The sequence below is a fragment of the Sphingomonas glaciei genome (assembly GCF_023380025.1).
Classification (GTDB): domain Bacteria; phylum Pseudomonadota; class Alphaproteobacteria; order Sphingomonadales; family Sphingomonadaceae; genus Sphingomicrobium; species Sphingomicrobium glaciei.
Window position 1 is genome coordinate 2555227 of the sequence record NZ_CP097253.1, and the last position, 15556, is coordinate 2570782.

13 protein-coding genes are annotated in these 15556 nt (G+C 68.5%); all 13 read left to right on the forward strand.

The features are described from left to right. A complete protein-coding gene (locus tag M1K48_RS12535; RefSeq protein ID WP_249503539.1) occupies positions 1-684 on the forward strand; it encodes a hypothetical protein in 684 nt (227 codons plus the stop codon). Then, on the forward strand, positions 681-2396 hold the full coding sequence (locus tag M1K48_RS12540; RefSeq protein ID WP_249503540.1) for a peptidoglycan D,D-transpeptidase FtsI family protein: 1716 nt from the start codon (positions 681-683) through the stop codon (positions 2394-2396). Before M1K48_RS12535 ends, M1K48_RS12540 begins: the two co-directional genes overlap by 4 nt. A 9-nt stretch (positions 2397-2405) precedes the next feature. Further along, positions 2406-3839 (forward strand): UDP-N-acetylmuramoyl-L-alanyl-D-glutamate--2,6-diaminopimelate ligase, encoded by a 1434-nt coding sequence (locus M1K48_RS12545; RefSeq protein ID WP_249503541.1) that lies wholly within the window; start codon positions 2406-2408, stop codon positions 3837-3839. A gap of 103 nt (positions 3840-3942) precedes the next feature. Continuing rightward, positions 3943-5322 carry a UDP-N-acetylmuramoyl-tripeptide--D-alanyl-D-alanine ligase gene (locus tag M1K48_RS12550; protein WP_249503542.1) on the forward strand — a complete coding sequence of 460 codons (1380 nt, stop codon included), beginning with the start codon at positions 3943-3945 and terminating at the stop codon, positions 5320-5322. Continuing rightward, positions 5322-6392, forward strand: coding sequence for a phospho-N-acetylmuramoyl-pentapeptide-transferase (gene mraY / locus M1K48_RS12555; RefSeq protein ID WP_249503543.1), 1071 nt, complete (start codon positions 5322-5324; stop codon positions 6390-6392). The genes M1K48_RS12550 and mraY overlap by 1 nt, the downstream gene beginning before the upstream one ends. Continuing rightward, complete coding sequence (locus M1K48_RS12560; RefSeq protein ID WP_249503544.1) at positions 6389-7657, forward strand: Mur ligase family protein; 1269 nt, start codon at positions 6389-6391, stop codon at positions 7655-7657. The genes mraY and M1K48_RS12560 overlap by 4 nt, the downstream gene beginning before the upstream one ends. Further along, positions 7654-8856, forward strand: a complete 1203-nt coding sequence (locus M1K48_RS12565; protein WP_249503545.1) for an FtsW/RodA/SpoVE family cell cycle protein — start codon at positions 7654-7656, stop codon at positions 8854-8856. The genes M1K48_RS12560 and M1K48_RS12565 overlap by 4 nt, the downstream gene beginning before the upstream one ends. Positions 8857-8865: 9 nt before the next feature. Next, the gene (murG, locus tag M1K48_RS12570; protein ID WP_249503546.1) at positions 8866-10029 is read left to right on the forward strand and encodes an undecaprenyldiphospho-muramoylpentapeptide beta-N-acetylglucosaminyltransferase; all 1164 of its coding nucleotides are present in this window, start codon (positions 8866-8868) and stop codon (positions 10027-10029) included. Beyond that, on the forward strand, positions 10026-11489 hold the full coding sequence (gene murC / locus M1K48_RS12575) for a UDP-N-acetylmuramate--L-alanine ligase (RefSeq protein WP_249503547.1): 1464 nt from the start codon (positions 10026-10028) through the stop codon (positions 11487-11489). Before murG ends, murC begins: the two co-directional genes overlap by 4 nt. Then, positions 11486-12391: a UDP-N-acetylmuramate dehydrogenase gene (gene murB / locus M1K48_RS12580; protein WP_249503548.1), complete on the forward strand. Its 906-nt coding sequence runs from the start codon at positions 11486-11488 to the stop codon at positions 12389-12391. The genes murC and murB overlap by 4 nt, the downstream gene beginning before the upstream one ends. Positions 12392-12393: 2 nt before the next feature. Beyond that, entirely contained in the window at positions 12394-13338 is a 945-nt protein-coding gene (locus M1K48_RS12585) for a D-alanine--D-alanine ligase (RefSeq protein ID WP_249505261.1), read from the forward strand. Further along, positions 13335-14249 (forward strand): cell division protein FtsQ/DivIB, encoded by a 915-nt coding sequence (locus M1K48_RS12590; protein ID WP_249503549.1) that lies wholly within the window; start codon positions 13335-13337, stop codon positions 14247-14249. The genes M1K48_RS12585 and M1K48_RS12590 overlap by 4 nt, the downstream gene beginning before the upstream one ends. Beyond that, positions 14249-15511, forward strand: coding sequence for a cell division protein FtsA (ftsA, locus tag M1K48_RS12595; protein WP_249503550.1), 1263 nt, complete (start codon positions 14249-14251; stop codon positions 15509-15511). Before M1K48_RS12590 ends, ftsA begins: the two co-directional genes overlap by 1 nt. Positions 15512-15556: the final 45 nt, after the last annotated feature.

Genomic DNA, 15556 nt, shown 5'->3' on the forward strand with positions numbered 1-15556 from the left:
ATGCGTGGTTTTCGTGAAGTCGGCTGGGTTGCGGCGGTCGCCGGGACGGCGCTCGGCTGCTACATGGTCAGCTTGAAGGTCGCGTCCGAGCGCGCCGCGCTCGAACAGGTGGAGAACCGCATCGTGGTGGCGCAGCGCGACATTCGCGTGCTGCAGACCGAGATCGGCACCCGCGGGCGGCTGGAGCAGCTGGAGAGCTGGAACGTGAAGGTGCTGGCGCTGTCGGCGCCGCAGGCCCACCAGTTCCTCGAAGGCGAATTCCAGTTGGCGACGCTGGCCGCGCCGAGCAAGAAGGTCGACCCGGCGGCGCCGGTGGTGCTGGCCTCGGCGCCGGACCCCGCTCCGCGTCAGGTCGGCACGCCGCAGCGTGTGGAGACGTCCGAAAGAGAGAATGGCGGGCCGACCGCTCGCGACCTGATGCAGATCGCGAGCTACAAGCGCGAGCTTCCCTCGGCGCCAGAGAAAACTGTGGATAAGGCGCTATCCGCCAAGCCGCAGCCGGTGAAGGTCGCGGCAGTGCCTGCTAAGGCCCCCGCCAAGCCGGTAACGGTGACCAAGGCCAAGCCCGAACCCGCGGCCAAGGTCGCGGCAAAGCCGGCCTCGGCTGCCAGTGCCAAGGCCGACCAGAAGGTCAAGGCCGTGGCCGCGACTGCGAAACCCAAGGACGTCAAAGCCCGGCAATGAACGCTCCGACCCCCGCTCTCGTCGCTGCCCGGCCCGAGCGCCTGAGGCTCGTCGGGCAGCGGCGCCAGCTGCTCGGCATCATGCACCAGCGGCTGATGGTCGGCATGCTGATCTTCGGCGCCGTGATCCTCGCGATCGTGCTTCGGCTGACCTGGCTGGGGCTGTTCGGTGACCATGCCGGGCGCCAGCTCACCGCCACCTCCAACGTGCCGTCGCGCGGTGATATCGTCGACCGCGACGGGCAGCCGCTGGCCCGCACCATCGACAGCTGGACGGTGGCGCTTCAGCCGTCGAAAGTGATCGGCGACAAGAAGGCGCTGAGCGTCGAGCTGTCGCGGCTAATGCCCGAGAAAGATCCGGCCGGCTGGCTGGCCGAGATCAATTCGGGCAAGAGCTTCGTCTATCTGCGCCGCCGCGCCGCGCCGCGGCTGGTGCAGGCGCTGAACGAATTGGGTGAGCCGGGCATTGCGCTGAGCCGCGAGCCCGACCGGCTGTATCCGCAGACCGACCTTGCCGCCCACGTACTCGGCTCTACCGACATCGACGGCCATGGCGCGTCGGGGATGGAGCGGGGCATGGACAAATATCTGTCCAATGCCGCCACCCGCAGCGAGCCGCTGACGCTGTCGATCAGCAGCCGGGTCCAGCAGGCGCTCGAGCATGAGCTGCTGGAAGCCAAGGCGCAATTCAACGCGCTGGGCGCGGCTGGCGTGCTGCTCGACATCCACACCGGCGAGGTGCTGGCGATGACCAGCCTGCCGCAGCTCAACCCCAACATCGCCGGCAACATGGAGCCCGAAGCGCGCTTCAACCGCGCGACGCTGGGCGTGTTCGAGCTGGGATCGACCTTCAAGCCGTTCACCGTCGCCATGGCGCTCGACACCGGCGACGTGAAGTCGATGGGGCAGATCTATCCCTGCTACGACCGCTTCCTCCGCCCCAACGGACGCGCGGTCACCGACACGCATCCGTTCGGACGCCCCTGCTCGGTCGCCGAGATCATGATGGAAAGCTCCAACATCGGCACCGCGCAGATCGCAGGGCAGGTCGGCACCGACCCGATGCGCGAGTTCCTCAAGGGCATGGGCTTCCTCGACAAGGTGGAGGTCGAACTGCCCGAACGGGCCCGCTCGCTGACCATTCCCAAGAGCGGCTGGGACATGTCGACCACCATGACGGTCGGCTTCGGCCACGCCATCGCGGTCACCCCGCTTCACCTCGCACTCGGCTATGCGACGCTGTACAATGGCGGGCTGTATCGCCCGGCCACTCTGCTCAAGGTCGGCAAGGGGCATCCGGTCGCCAAGGGTCGCCGGGTGTTCAGCGAGGAAACCAGCTACAAGATGCGGGCGCTGCTGCGCCTGGTGGTGACCAAGGGTACCGGCAAGAAGGCCGACGCGGTCGGCTATCGTGTCGGGGGCAAGACCGGAACGGCCGAGAAGATTATCGGCGGGCGCTATTCCAAGACCGCGAACATCACCTCGTTTGCCGGCGTTTTCCCGATGGACGAGCCGCGCTATGCGATGGTGGTGATGCTCGACGAACCCAAGGGTACGGCCGATACCTACGGCTTCCGTACCGCCGGTTGGAACGCCGCGCCGACCTTCGGCAAGGTGGTGGCGCGGATCGCCCCGATGCTGGGCGTGCGCCCGGACATGAAGCGAGACGCCAACATGAACGAAGTGCTTCCGTTCGTCCGCGAAGAAAAGTAGCCGCACCCCATGCGACTGACCGACCTCGTCGACGCTTCCGCTCTCGACGCCGCTGCCGCTGACGTTGAGGTGACCGGCTTTGCCATCGACCATCGCAAGGTCGCGCCCGGCACCGTATTCGGTGCCTTTCGCGGATCGGCGCGTAACGGCGAGGACTATATCGACGCTGCTATCGCGGCCGGTGCGGTGGCGGTGATCGCGCGGCCCGAAGCCAAGGTAGAGGGCGCGGTGCATATCGCCGATGCCGAGCCGCGCCGCCGCTTCGCCGCTCTCGCCGCGAAATTCTTCGCGCCTTATCCCGACACGGTGGTCGCGGTGACCGGGACCAACGGCAAGACCTCGACCGTCGAGATGACCCGGCAATTGTGGCGGATGGCCGGGCACCGCTCGGCCTCGGTCGGAACATTGGGCGTCACCACCGCCGACGAGCAGGTCAAGACCGGGCTGACCACGCCCGACATCGTCACCTTTCTCAGCAACCTGTCGGGCCTTAGGACGATGGGCATCAGCCATGTCGCCTATGAGGCGTCGAGCCACGGGCTGGACCAGTATCGCAGCGAGGGACTTCGTGTCTCGGCCGCCGCCTTCACCAATTTCTCGCGCGATCACCTCGACTATCACGGCACGATGGAGGCCTATTTCGAGGCCAAGATGCGGTTGTTCAACGAGGTGGTGGAGAGCAGCGGCGCCGCGGTGGTGTGGACCGGCGACCCCAGGAGCGCCGAGGTGATCGAACGCGCTCGCCGCCGCGGCCTCACCGTGCTGACGGTGGGACCGGGGGGCGAGACCATCGACCTCAAGAGCCGCACCGCAAGCCCGCTCGGCCAGACCCTAGTGCTGGGGCATGGCGGCAAGGACTGGACGCTCAAACTGCCGCTGATCGGCGCCTATCAGGCCGCCAACGTGCTGGTGTCTGCCGGACTGGCGCTGGCGACCGGCGGCGAGTGGAAGCAGACCTTTGCTGGCATGGGCCGCCTTTCGCCGGTCCGCGGCCGGCTGGAGCGGGCGGTGATCACCCCCGCTGGCGCGCCGGTCTATATCGATTATGCCCATACCCCCGACGCGCTGGAGGCGGCGATCGCCGCGCTGAAGCCGCATGTGCTGGGCCGGCTGATCACTTTGTTCGGCGCCGGCGGCGACCGCGACACGGGCAAACGGCCGGAGATGGGCCGGGTGGCGGCGGATGGCAGCGACTTGGTGATCGTGACCGACGACAATCCGCGCACCGAGGACCCCGCCGCGATCCGCTGCGCGATCCTCGCCGGGGCGCCGGGCGCCCGCGAGATCGGCGGCCGCCGCGACGCGATCGCCGCCGCCATCGCCGAAGCGCGCGAGGGCGACATCGTCCTGCTGGCCGGCAAGGGCCATGAAACCGTTCAGGTCATCGGCGACACTGTGATGCCGTTCGACGATGCGGAAGTCGCGCGGGAGTGCGCGGCGTGAGGGCTTACTCGTCAGCCAAATTCACCGTTCGTGCTGAGCGAAGTCGAAGCACGGTTGCGCCAACGTCCTTCGACTTCGCTCAGGACGAACGAGGTTTGGCACTGTGACCGCCCCCCTGTGGACCTCGGCCGAGATTGAGGACGCGACCGGCGGCACCGCCTCCGCTCCGTTCGAGGTCAAGGGTGTCACCTTCGACAGCCGCGAGGTGGAGCCGGGCTGGCTGTTCGTCGCCATGCCGGGGACGGTCGCCGACGGGCATGATTTCGTCCCCGGGGCCTTTGCCAAGGGCGCCGCGGGCGCGATCGTCAGCCGGCCGGTCGAGGGGCCGCACGTGCTGGTCGCCGACGTTCCGAAGGCACTCGAGCAACTGGCGCGGGCGAGCCGGACGCGGATGACGGGCAAGGTGTTCGGGGTTACCGGATCGGTCGGCAAGACCGGCACCAAGGAAGCGCTCGCCGCGGCGCTCGGCCGGCGCCATCCGGGCCGGGTCCACCGCTCGCTCAAGAGCTACAACAACCATGTCGGCGTGCCGCTGAGCCTGGCGCGGATGCCGCGCGACAGCGTCTACGGCGTGTTCGAGATGGGTATGAATCACGCGGGCGAGATCCGCACGTTGGTCGCCATGGTCCGCCCGCACGTCGCATTGATCACCGCCATCGCCCCCGCCCACATCGAGAACCTCGGCAGCGTCGAGGCGATCGCCGATGCCAAGGCCGAGATCTTCGAAGGGCTGGAAGCCGGCGGCACCGCGATCATCCCCAACAACAGCCCGTACCGCGACCGCCTGCTGAAAGCCGCGCGGCGCCATGCCGAGACGATGGTCACCTTCGGGTCGGGGGATGCCGACGTCAGCGCGCTTCACGCGGTGCGCAGCGACAAGGGCGGAAGCCTGGTCACCGCCCGCCTGGGCAGCGCTGACCTGACCTATACCATCGCGCAGCCGGGCGAGCATTGGGTCGGCAACAGCCTGGCGGTGCTGGCAGCGGTCGAGGCGGTCGGCGCCGACCTTGCCGCCGCGGGGCTGGCGCTGGGCGACATGGGCGGGCTCAAGGGCCGGGGCCAGCGCCACCGGGTTGCGGTCGAAGGCGGGCATGCCCTGCTGATCGACGAAAGCTACAACGCCAATCCGGTCAGCATGGCCGCGACACTGGGCAGCCTGGCGGGCGAGCGGGTCGACGGGCGACGGCTGGCGGTGCTCGGCACCATGCTCGAACTGGGCGAGTTCAGCGACGAGGCGCATGCCGGGCTGGCCCCCGCCATCCTCGAGGCAAAGGTCGACGAAGTGATTCTAGTCGGCGAGGCGACCCGCCCGCTGGCCGCCGCGCTCGACGGCAAGCTGCCGGTGACGCTGGTCGCCACCGCCGCCGAGGCCACCGACGCGCTGGTGGCACGGCTCGGCGCAGGGGATGCCGTGCTGGTCAAGGCGTCCAACGGCATCGGCCTTGCCTCCTTAGTCGAACGGGTGGCAGGGGGCTCGGCCTGATGCTGTACCTTATTGCCGAATATCTGGGTTTTCCGGGGCTCCTGAACCTCATCCGCTACATCAGCTTCCGGGCCGGTGCGGCGACCGCGACCGCGCTGGCGATCGGGCTGCTGATCGGCCCGTGGTTCATCAACTACCTGCGCGTGCGCCAGGGCAAGGGCCAGCCGATCCGTGCCGACGGCCCGCAGACCCACCTCGCCAAGCGCGGCACGCCGACCATGGGCGGGCTGCTGATCCTGGTCTCGGTGACGATTTCCTGCCTATTGTGGATGGACCTTGCCAGCCCGTTCGTTTGGGCCTGCCTGCTGGTCACCGCCGGGTTCGGCGCGATCGGGTTCATGGACGATTACGACAAGGTTAAGAAGGCGCACCATGCCGGAATCCCGGGCAAGGTCCGGCTGCTGCTGGAATTCCTGATCGCGGGCTTCGCGACGTGGCTGATGGTGCGGGTCTCGGGGACCAACCTCTACCTGCCGTTCGTGCAGGGGCCGGTGATGGACCTCGGCTGGTTCTACGTCATCTTCGGCGCGTTCGTGATCGTCGCCTTCGGCAATGCGGTGAACCTGACCGACGGGCTCGACGGGTTGGCGACCATGCCGGTGGTGATCGCCGCGCTGGCCTTCACGCTGATCGTCTATCTGTGCGGCGACGCGCGCTTCGCGCCCTACCTCGGCATCCCGCATGTGAAGGGGGTCGGCGACCTGACCGTCCTGCTGCTGGCGACGGTCGGGGCGTGCCTTGCGTTCCTGTGGTTCAATGCGCCCCCGGCGGCGGTGTTCATGGGTGATACGGGCAGCCTGGCGCTGGGCGGGGCGCTGGGTGCGGTGGCGGTCGCGGCGCACCATGAATTCGTGCTGGCGATCATTGGCGGCCTCTTCGTGGTCGAGGCGATGAGCGTCATCATCCAGGTCGCGGTCTACAAAAGGACCGGGCGGCGGGTGTTCCTGATGGCGCCGATCCACCACCATTTCGAGCATAAGGGCTGGAGCGAGCCGACCGTCGTGATTCGCTTCTGGATCATCGCCTTCGTGCTGGCGCTGGCCGGGCTGTCGACGCTGAAGCTGCGGTGATCACAGCCGGGGCCTGGGCGGGCAAGCGTTACGCCGTCTACGGCCTCGCCCGCTCCGGCTTGGCGACCGTGCGCGCGCTGGTGGCGAGCGGGGCGGAGGTGACGGCGTGGGACCGCAGCGAGGACGCGCGAGCCAAGGCAGAAGGCGCGGCACTGCTCGACCTCGACACTGCCGATCTGTCGCAGTTCGACAGCCTCGTCGTCTCGCCCGGCGTGCCGCTCAATACGCATCCGATCGCGGCCCGGGCGCGGGCGGCGGGGGTGGAGATCATCGGCGACATCGAATTGTTCGCCCGCGCCCGGCCCGAGCTGCCGCCGCACAAGGTAGTCGGGATCACCGGCACGAACGGCAAGAGCACCACGACCGCGCTGGTCCACCACATCCTCGAAACCGCCGGCGTGCCGACGACCATGGGCGGCAACATCGGGCTGCCGATCCTGGCGCAGGATCCGTTGCCCGAAGGCGGGGTCTATGTGCTGGAGCTGTCGAGCTACCAGATCGACCTGACCCAGAGCCTCGACTGCGATGTCGCGGTGCTGCTCAACATCACGCCGGATCATCTGGATCGGTACGCCAGCTTCGAGGCCTATGCGGCGAGCAAGGCGCGGTTGTTCGAGATGCAATCGGCAGACCAGACCGCCTTGGTCGACTGGAGCCTGTTTGAGCGCGGACTCGTGGCGCCGGCCGCCGGGTTTAACGGGCTCACTCTCCCCTCCGGCTATGACCCCGGGGAGTGGCCGGCGCTGCAAGGGCCGCACAATGAGCAGAATGCCGCCGCCGCCATCGAGACGACGGCCTGGCTGGGACTGAGCGAGGAGGCGATCGCGGCCGGCCTGCGCAGCTACCCGGGCCTGCCCCACCGCATGGAGCGCGTGCGCGAAATCGGCGGTACGCTCTTCGTCAACGACAGCAAGGCGACCAATGCCGAAGCCGCAGCGCCCGCGCTCGCCGCTTACCCGCATATTCGCTGGATCGTCGGCGGGCAGGCCAAGACCAAGGAGCTGGGCGATACCGCCAAGCACCTCGACCACGTCTTGCGAGCCTACACCATCGGCGAGGCCGGGCCGCTGTTCGCCCGCCTCCTGCGCGAACGGGGCGTCGACGTGTTCGAGTCGGAAACGCTGGAAAATGCGGTGAAATGTTCCGCTGAGGATTCACAGCCGGGTGAGGTTGTTCTACTCTCCCCGGCCTGCGCCTCGTTCGACCAGTTCCGGGACTTCGAGGCGCGCGGGGAGGCCTTCAAGGCCTTGGTGGGGGCATTATGAACGGCGTTCTGGCGAAGGCCTTTCCGATCGACACGAGCAATCGCTACGGCCGCGCCGACCGCTCGGCGGTGGGCCGCTGGTTCTGGGAGATCGACCGGGTCCTCCTCGTGCTGGTCGCGGTGCTGATCGCGGTCGGGCTGGTCGCGGTCGCCGCAGCCTCGCCCGCCGCCGCGCAGCGCTATTCGGGCGGGAGTGTGACCTTCGCCCCGCTTTACTATTTCTACCGCCAGCTGGTGTGGCTGACGCTGTCGATCCCGGTGATGATCGTCATTTCGATGATGCCGCGCGAACGGCTGCGGCAATGGTGCCTGCTTGGCTGCGCGGGGTGCATCGGGGCGATGTTCTTGGTGCCGCTGATCGGGCCGGAAGTGAACGGCGCGCGGCGCTGGATCGGGTTCGGCTTCGCACAGGTCCAGCCGTCGGAGTTCCTGAAGCCCTTCTTCATCGTCACCCTGGCCTGGATCCTCAGCCTGAAGGAAAAGGACAAGGGGCTGCCGGTGATGATCCTGTCGGGCGCGCTGACCGGCCTGGTCGCGGTGCTGCTGATGATCCAGCCCGACTTCGGGTCGACCATCATCTTCGGCACGGTGTTCGTGGTGATGATCGCGCTGGCCGGGGCCAACGTCCGGATGCTCGGCCTGATGGCGCTGGCCGGCGTGGTCGGGATCGTGCTCGCCTATTTCTTCTACGACGTGGCGCAGGTCCGGATCGACGGCTTCCTGTTCGGCGAGGGCGACAATTTCCAGGTCGAGAATGCGATGCGCACGCTGACCGCGGGCGGGCTTCTGGGCATGGGTCCGGGCGGCGGTACCCGCAAGTTCCACCTGCCCGAACCGCACACCGACTACATCTTCTCGGTGATCGGCGAGGAGTTCGGGCTGATCGCCTGCATGGCGATCGCGGTCATCTATTGCGCGATCGTGGTTCGGGTGCTGGTCAAGCTGCTCGACGAGGACGAGCCTTTCGCAGTGCTCGCCGCCGCCGGGCTGGCCTGCCAGTTCGGGCTTCAGGCGCTGATCAACATGGCGGTCAACGTCCAGCTCGCCCCTTCCAAGGGCATGACCCTGCCGTTCATCTCCTACGGCGGTTCGTCGATGCTGGCCTTGTCGATCGGGATGGGGCTGTTGCTCGCCTTCACCCGCGCCAACCCCTATCTCAAAAGGTCGCCCTATGTGGTGAAGTGGAGCGAGGGGCGCTAAGCGGAAGGGATGAACTTCGTCCTCGCGGCCGGCGGAACCGGCGGGCACATGATTCCTGCGCATGCGCTCGCCGCCGAACTCAAGGCGCGCGGGCACGGCGTGCTGCTGATCACCGACGCCCGCGGCTATCGGATTCCCGGCCTCTTCCAAGGGGTCGAGGTGCGGGTCATCCCCGCCGGGCGACTGAGCAAGACGCCGTGGGGCATGCTCAAGGCGCTGCGCTCGGTCATGGAAGGGCGGCGTGCGGCCAAGGCGCTGTACCGCGAACACCGACCCGACGCGGTCATCGGCTTCGGCGGCTATCCCGCCTTCCCGGCACTGCTCGCGGCGTCGTCGATGAATATCCCGACCGTCCTGCATGAACAGAATGCGGTGCTGGGCCGGGTCAACCGCCTGCTGGCGAACGACGCAGCCGCCATCGCCACCGCCTATGAGCGGGTTAACCGGCTGAAGCCCGGACACGAGATCAAGGCCAGCCTGGTCGGCAATCCGGTCCGCGCCAGCATCGTCCGGCTGGGCGAATTGCCGTTCCCAGCCTTCGACGACACCGCGCCGCTGAAGCTGCTGGTCACCGGCGGCAGCCAGGGCGCGACCGTTCTCGGCGAAGTCGTGCCCGCGGGTCTCGGCGAGCTCGGCGACACGCTGCGCCACCGCCTGCAGGTCACCCAGCAGTGCCGCCCCGACGACCTCGACCGGGTGCGCGAAACCTATCAAGAGCTCGGCATTCCGGCCGAACTTGCGACCTACCTTCACGACATGGATTCCAAGCTGGGTGAGTGCCACCTGATGATCGGCCGCGCCGGCGCCTCGACCATCGCCGAACTGACCGCCGCCGGGCGCCCGTCGATCCTCGTTCCACTGCCGATCGCCACCGACGACCACCAGACCGCCAATGCGCGTGAGCTGGCGCGGGCCGGCGGCGCGCGGATGATCCCGCAGCCGCAATTCACCCCGCATGAGCTTGCCCGCCAGATCGAGGCGCTCGCCGCCGATCCCGAAGCGCTCAACAATGCCGCCGCCCGCGCACTGTCGGTCGGCCGTCCTCACGCCGCGCGCGATCTCGCCGACCTGGTCGAGCGGATCGGGCAGGGCGACCGGCCCGCTTTCATCGGTCGGGCGATCAAGCGTTCGGCGGCGCCCGCCACCATGGCCCCGGCGGGAGCGGCGGCATGAAGGCGGTCGGCACCGACATCGGCACCATCCATTTCGTCGGCATCGGCGGGATCGGCATGTCCGGCATCGCCGAGGTGATGCACCACCTCGGTTACACCGTGCAAGGCTCGGACAGCGCTGAAAGCTATGTCACCGAAGGGCTGCGCAAGGCCGGCATCCCGGTGATGATCGGGCAGAGCGCCGACAATCTTGGCGACGCGGCGGTGGTGGTGACCTCCACCGCCATCCGGCCCGACAACCCCGAGGTCGAGGAAGCCGCCCGCCGCCGCCTGCCCCGGGTCCGCAGGGCCGAGATGCTGGCCGAGCTGATGCGGATGCAGAATACGGTCGCCGTCGCCGGCACCCACGGCAAGACGACCACGACCTCGATGGTCGCGGCGCTGCTCGACGCCGGCGGGCTCGACCCGACGGTGATCAACGGCGGGATCATCAATGCCTATGGTTCCAACGCCCGGCTCGGCAAGGGCGAGTGGATGGTGGTCGAGGCCGACGAAAGCGACGGCAGCTTCCTGCGCCTGGATGGGACCATCGCGGTGGTCACCAACATCGACCCCGAGCATCTCGACCATTATGGCGACTTCGATCGCGCCCGGGACGCGTTCGTCGAGTTCATCGAGAACGTGCCTTTCTACGGGCTGGCGGTGATGTGCATCGACCATCCGGAGGTCGCCAACCTGCTGAGCCGGATCAAGGACCGGCGGGTTGTCACCTACGGCTTCTCCGCCGCGGCCGATCTGCGCGCCGACAATGTCGTGACCGAGGGCGGCGTGGCCCGGTTCGACGCCTTGGTGCTGGAGCGGTCGGGCGAGCGGCGGCGGATCGAGGGCGTCAGCCTGCCGATGCCGGGCCGCCACAACGTCCAGAATGCGCTGGCGGCGATCGCGGTCGGGCTCGAGCTCGGCCTCAGCGACGAATGCATCGCCACCGGCTTCGCCAAGTTCGGCGGGGTCAAGCGGCGCTTCACCCGGGTCGGCGACGTGGGCGGCACGGTGATCATCGACGATTATGCCCATCACCCGGTGGAGATCCGCGCGGTACTGTCCGCCGCCCGCGACAGCGCTTCCTCCCAGCCTTGCTCCGAGGCCGGTGCCCCGGGTGGCCGGGTCATCGCGGTGGTCCAGCCGCACCGCTTCACCCGCCTGCGCGACCTGATGGAGGATTTCGCCAACGCCTTCATCGAGGCCGACGCGGTGCTAGTCGCCCCGGTCTATGCCGCCGGCGAGGAGCCGATCGAGGGCGTCGACGCCGCTGCGCTGGCCGAGGGCATCCGCGCCCACGGCCACCGGATGGTCCAGACGGTGGACGGGGCCGCCGACCTCGCCCGGACCTTGCGCGACCTGGCCGCCGAGGGCGACCTGGTGATCTGCATGGGGGCAGGCGACATCACCAAGTGGGCGGCGGGTCTGGCGGAGGCTATCCAGCACGAGCGCAACTGCAAGTCGGCGCTGGCGGACGCATGAGCGTGGCGCACCTTTTCCACCCGTCCGAGGTACGCGGCCGGCTCACCCCGCAGGCGCCTCTCGCGCCTCTCGTCTGGTTCAAGTCGGGCGGTGCGGCCGAGACGCTATTCGAGCCGGCCGACGCCGCAGACCTGCAAGCGTTCCTGCGTGATCTCGATCCCGCGACGCCGGTCATGGCGCTCGGGCTCGGCTCCAACCTCATCGTTCGCGATGGTGGAGTGCCGGGCGTGGTGGTCCGGCTCGGCAAGCCGTTCGCCAGGGTGCGCCGGGTGGACGAAGTGACGCTGGAGTGCGGCGGCGGGGCGAGCGGGATCCTGGTTTCCTCCTCGGCGCGCGACGCGGGGATCGGCGGGATCGAGTTCCTGCGCTCGATCCCCGGCACGGTCGGCGGGTTCGTGCGGATGAACGGCGGCGCCTATGGCCGCGAGGTGAAGGACATATTGGTCGAGGCCCAGGTCGTGCTTCGCTCGGGCGAGCTGGTGACGCTGACCGGCGACGAGCTTGGCTACACCTATCGCCATTCCAATCTGCCCGCGGGCGCCATCGTGGTGTCCGCCATCTTCCGCGGCCAGCCCGCCGAGCCCGACGCCGTGCAGGCCGAGATGGACCGTATCGCCGCCGCGCGCGAGGCGTCGCAGCCGCTGCGCAGCAAGACCGGCGGATCGACCTTCAAGAACCCCCTGCCGAAAAAGGCGTGGGAAGTGATCGACGCCGCCGGATGCCGCGGGCTGACGATCGGCGACGCGCAGGTCAGCGAGAAACATTGCAACTTCCTCCTGAACCTCGGTACCGCCACCAGCGCGGACATCGAAGCGCTGGGCGAGGAAGTTCGCGCCCTGGTGCGGGCACACAGCGGCACCGAACTTGAATGGGAAATCCAGCGCGTGGGAGTGGCAAAGTGAGCGTGGCGAAAAGGGACCTGCATGTCGTCGTCCTGATGGGCGGCTGGTCCTCCGAGCGCGAAGTGTCGCTGATGAGCGGCAAGGGCGTCGCCGCCGCGCTGCGGACACGCGGCTGGACCAGTGTCACCGAGGTCGACATGGACCGCAACGTCGCCCGGGTGCTGGAGGAACTGCGCCCCGACATCGTGTTCAATGCGCTGCACGGCCATCCGGGCGAAGACGGCACGGTGCAGGGCATGCTAGACCTGATGGGCATTGCCTATACCCACAGCGGGCTCAGCACCTCGGCGATCGCGATCGACAAGGAATTGACCAAGCTGCTGCTGGTCCCGGCCGGTGTGCGCATGCCGCAGGGCACGATGGTCCGCTCCGAGTCCTTGTTCGAGCGCGATCCGATTCCCCGGCCCTATGTGCTGAAGCCGGTCAACGAGGGCTCGTCGGTCGGCGTCGCGATCATCCACGAGGGTGGCAATCATGGCTCGCCAATCGGGCGCGGCACGCCCGGCCCGTGGAACGACTTCGACGAGCTGCTGGCCGAGCCCTTCATCAAGGGGCGCGAGCTGACGGTCGCAGTGCTGGGCGACGAGGCGCTGTGCGTCACCGAGCTGAAGCCCAAGGCCGACTTCTACGACTTTGCCGCCAAATATACCGACGGCCTGACCGAGCATGTCTGCCCGGCCGAAGTGCCTGAAGATATTACCCAAGCGATGCTCGACATGGCTTTGCTCGCTCACCGCGCGCTTGGCTGCAAGGGCGCCAGCCGGTCGGATTTTCGCTGGGACGACGAACAGGGCGAGGCCGGCCTCTACCTGCTCGAGGTCAACACGCAGCCGGGCATGACTCCCTTGAGCCTGGTGCCCGAGCAGGCCAAACAGCGCGGCATTCCCTATGGCGAACTGGTCGAGCGGATCATCGCCGAAGCGCTTGCCTCCGGACCGGCCAAGTGAACGCACAGACCATCCGGCGCCCGGCGGCGGCCAAGGGCCGGGGGACGGGCAAGCCCCGTCCTCGCAAGGCTCCGGCCAAGGCCGCACCGTCGCCTTGGCCCGAAGGCAGCGGCAAGCTTGCCCGCTATGCCTTCCTCGGGCTGGTCGCGGTCATGGCGATCGTCGCGCTGATCGCGCTCGACCTGCCGGGCAAGGCGTTGCGCGCGACCGGCGCCGCGACCGGCGAGGCGGGTTTCAAGGTCGCCAGCTACCAGATCGTCGGCCTCAAGAACCTCGACCGCCGCAAGGTCGACGCGGTGGTCACCGACGAACTTCGCCGCGCGGCCGAGGAAGCGCCGATCTCGACCGACGAACCGGCGCAGGCGCTGGTCGACCTCGACCGGATCCGCGAGACCCTGCTGCAGTTCGGCTGGGTCAAGGACGCTCGCGTGTCGCGCCGCCTGCCCGACAGCCTGGTAATCGACCTCGTCGAACGCACCCCCTCGGCGGTGTGGCAGCATCAGGGACGATTGAACCTGATCGACGGCGAGGGCGTGGTGCTCGACGCCGTTCCGGTCGACAAGATGCCCGAATTGCCCCTGCTCGTCGGACCCGGCGCCAACCGCCAGGCGGTGTCGCTGCGCCAGATCCTGAACGGCGTGCCGACGCTCGAGCCGCAGCTCGCCTCGGCGACCTGGATCGGGGATCGCCGCTGGGACTTGAGCTTCGCCACGGGGGAAACGGTGTCGCTGCCCGAAACCACCGCCGCCGCGACGCGCGCGCTCCAGCGCTTTGCCAAGATGGACCGCTCGGTCGGGCTGCTCGGGCGGGACATGATCCGCTTCGACCTGCGCGTGCCGGGCAAGATGATCGTCCGGGTACCCCCGGGCGCGACGCCGCCGCCCGCCGGCACGGTGGAGCCCGCAAACTGATGGCCAACCGTGATGCGCCGCTGTTGATCGGCGCCCTCGACATCGGCTCCTCCAAGGTGTCCGCCCTCGTCTGCACGCTGGACGAGGAAGGGCGCCCGCGCGTGCTCGGCACCGGCCAGCGGCAAAGCCGCGGGGTCAAGCGCGGCTTCGTCACCGACATGGAAGCGACCGAGGTCGCGGTCCGCGAAGCGGTCGAGCAGGCCGAGCGGATGAGCGGCCAGACGATCGACGACGTGTGGGCGAGCTATGGCGCCGGCGGCCTCAGCAGCGGCCTCGCGATGGTCGAGGTCGAGGTCGGCGGTCATCAGGTCGAAGGCTCGGACGTCGAGGAGCTGCTGCGCAGCGGCCGCGCCGCGGTCGATCGCGCGGGGCAGGTCGTGCTCCACGCCAATCCGGCGATGTACACCATCGACGACGTCGAAGGCGTCCGCTCGCCGGTCGGCATGCATGCCAGCCGGCTGGGCGTTGACATCCACGTCATCGCGGCCGACGAGGCGCCATTGCGCAATGTCGACCTCACCATCCGCCAGGCGCATCTGGGAGTCCGTGCGATCGTCGCCTCGCCGGTCGCGGCCGGGCTCGCCTGCCTCAGCGCCGAGGAGCGCGACCTGGGTGTCGCATTGGTGGAGCTGGGGGCCGAGGTCACCAACATCTCGCTCCACGCCGGGGGCATGCTGGTCGCGCTGCGCTCGGTCCCGCTGGGCGCCAAGGACATCACCGACGACATTGCCGCCGCCTTCGGAGTTCGGCGCCGCGATGCCGAGCGGATCAAATGCTTCCACGGATCGGCGATGACCTCCCCGCGCGACAATCACGAAGTGGTTGAAGCGCTTCCGATCGGGTCGGAAGACGGGGCCGAGCCGCTGCGCATCAGCCGTGCGCAATTGATGACCGTCATCCGCCAGCGGGTCGAGCGCATCACCGCGGCGGTCGACGAGGCGCTCAAGGACATGGGCTTCGTCAAGCCGGTCGGGGGCCAGGTGGTGCTGACTGGCGGCGGCGCGGAATTGAAGAATATCGCCGACTATATGCAGGGCGTGCTTGGCCGCGCCGTCCGAGTCGGGCGGCCCAAGGCGATCACCGGGCTTCCCGATGCACACAGCGGACCCGCTTTCAGCAGCCTGGTCGGCCTGGCGATCCTTGCCAGCCAGGGGCAGGGCGGCGACATCCGCGACCTCGCATTGCCGGTCGCGCGCAACGAAAAGACCAGCGGCGGGCTGTTCAATCGCTTTGTTTCCGCCATTCGTGGCAACAAGGGATGAGCGTCCCATTGCGGGACGCATGAGTCCCCGCCGCCACGCTCCGCC

Coding starts and splice junctions, on each gene's coding strand:
- M1K48_RS12535 (WP_249503539.1), top strand. CDS start 1: ATGCGTGGTTTTCGTGAAGTCGGCTGGGTTGCGGCGGTCGCCGGGACG.
- murB (WP_249503548.1), top strand. CDS start 11,486: ATGAGCGTGGCGCACCTTTTCCACCCGTCCGAGGTACGCGGCCGGCTC.
- murC (WP_249503547.1), top strand. CDS start 10,026: ATGAAGGCGGTCGGCACCGACATCGGCACCATCCATTTCGTCGGCATC.
- murG (WP_249503546.1), top strand. CDS start 8,866: ATGAACTTCGTCCTCGCGGCCGGCGGAACCGGCGGGCACATGATTCCT.
- M1K48_RS12540 (WP_249503540.1), top strand. CDS start 681: ATGAACGCTCCGACCCCCGCTCTCGTCGCTGCCCGGCCCGAGCGCCTG.
- M1K48_RS12545 (WP_249503541.1), top strand. CDS start 2,406: ATGCGACTGACCGACCTCGTCGACGCTTCCGCTCTCGACGCCGCTGCC.
- mraY (WP_249503543.1), top strand. CDS start 5,322: ATGCTGTACCTTATTGCCGAATATCTGGGTTTTCCGGGGCTCCTGAAC.
- ftsA (WP_249503550.1), top strand. CDS start 14,249: ATGGCCAACCGTGATGCGCCGCTGTTGATCGGCGCCCTCGACATCGGC.
- M1K48_RS12565 (WP_249503545.1), top strand. CDS start 7,654: ATGAACGGCGTTCTGGCGAAGGCCTTTCCGATCGACACGAGCAATCGC.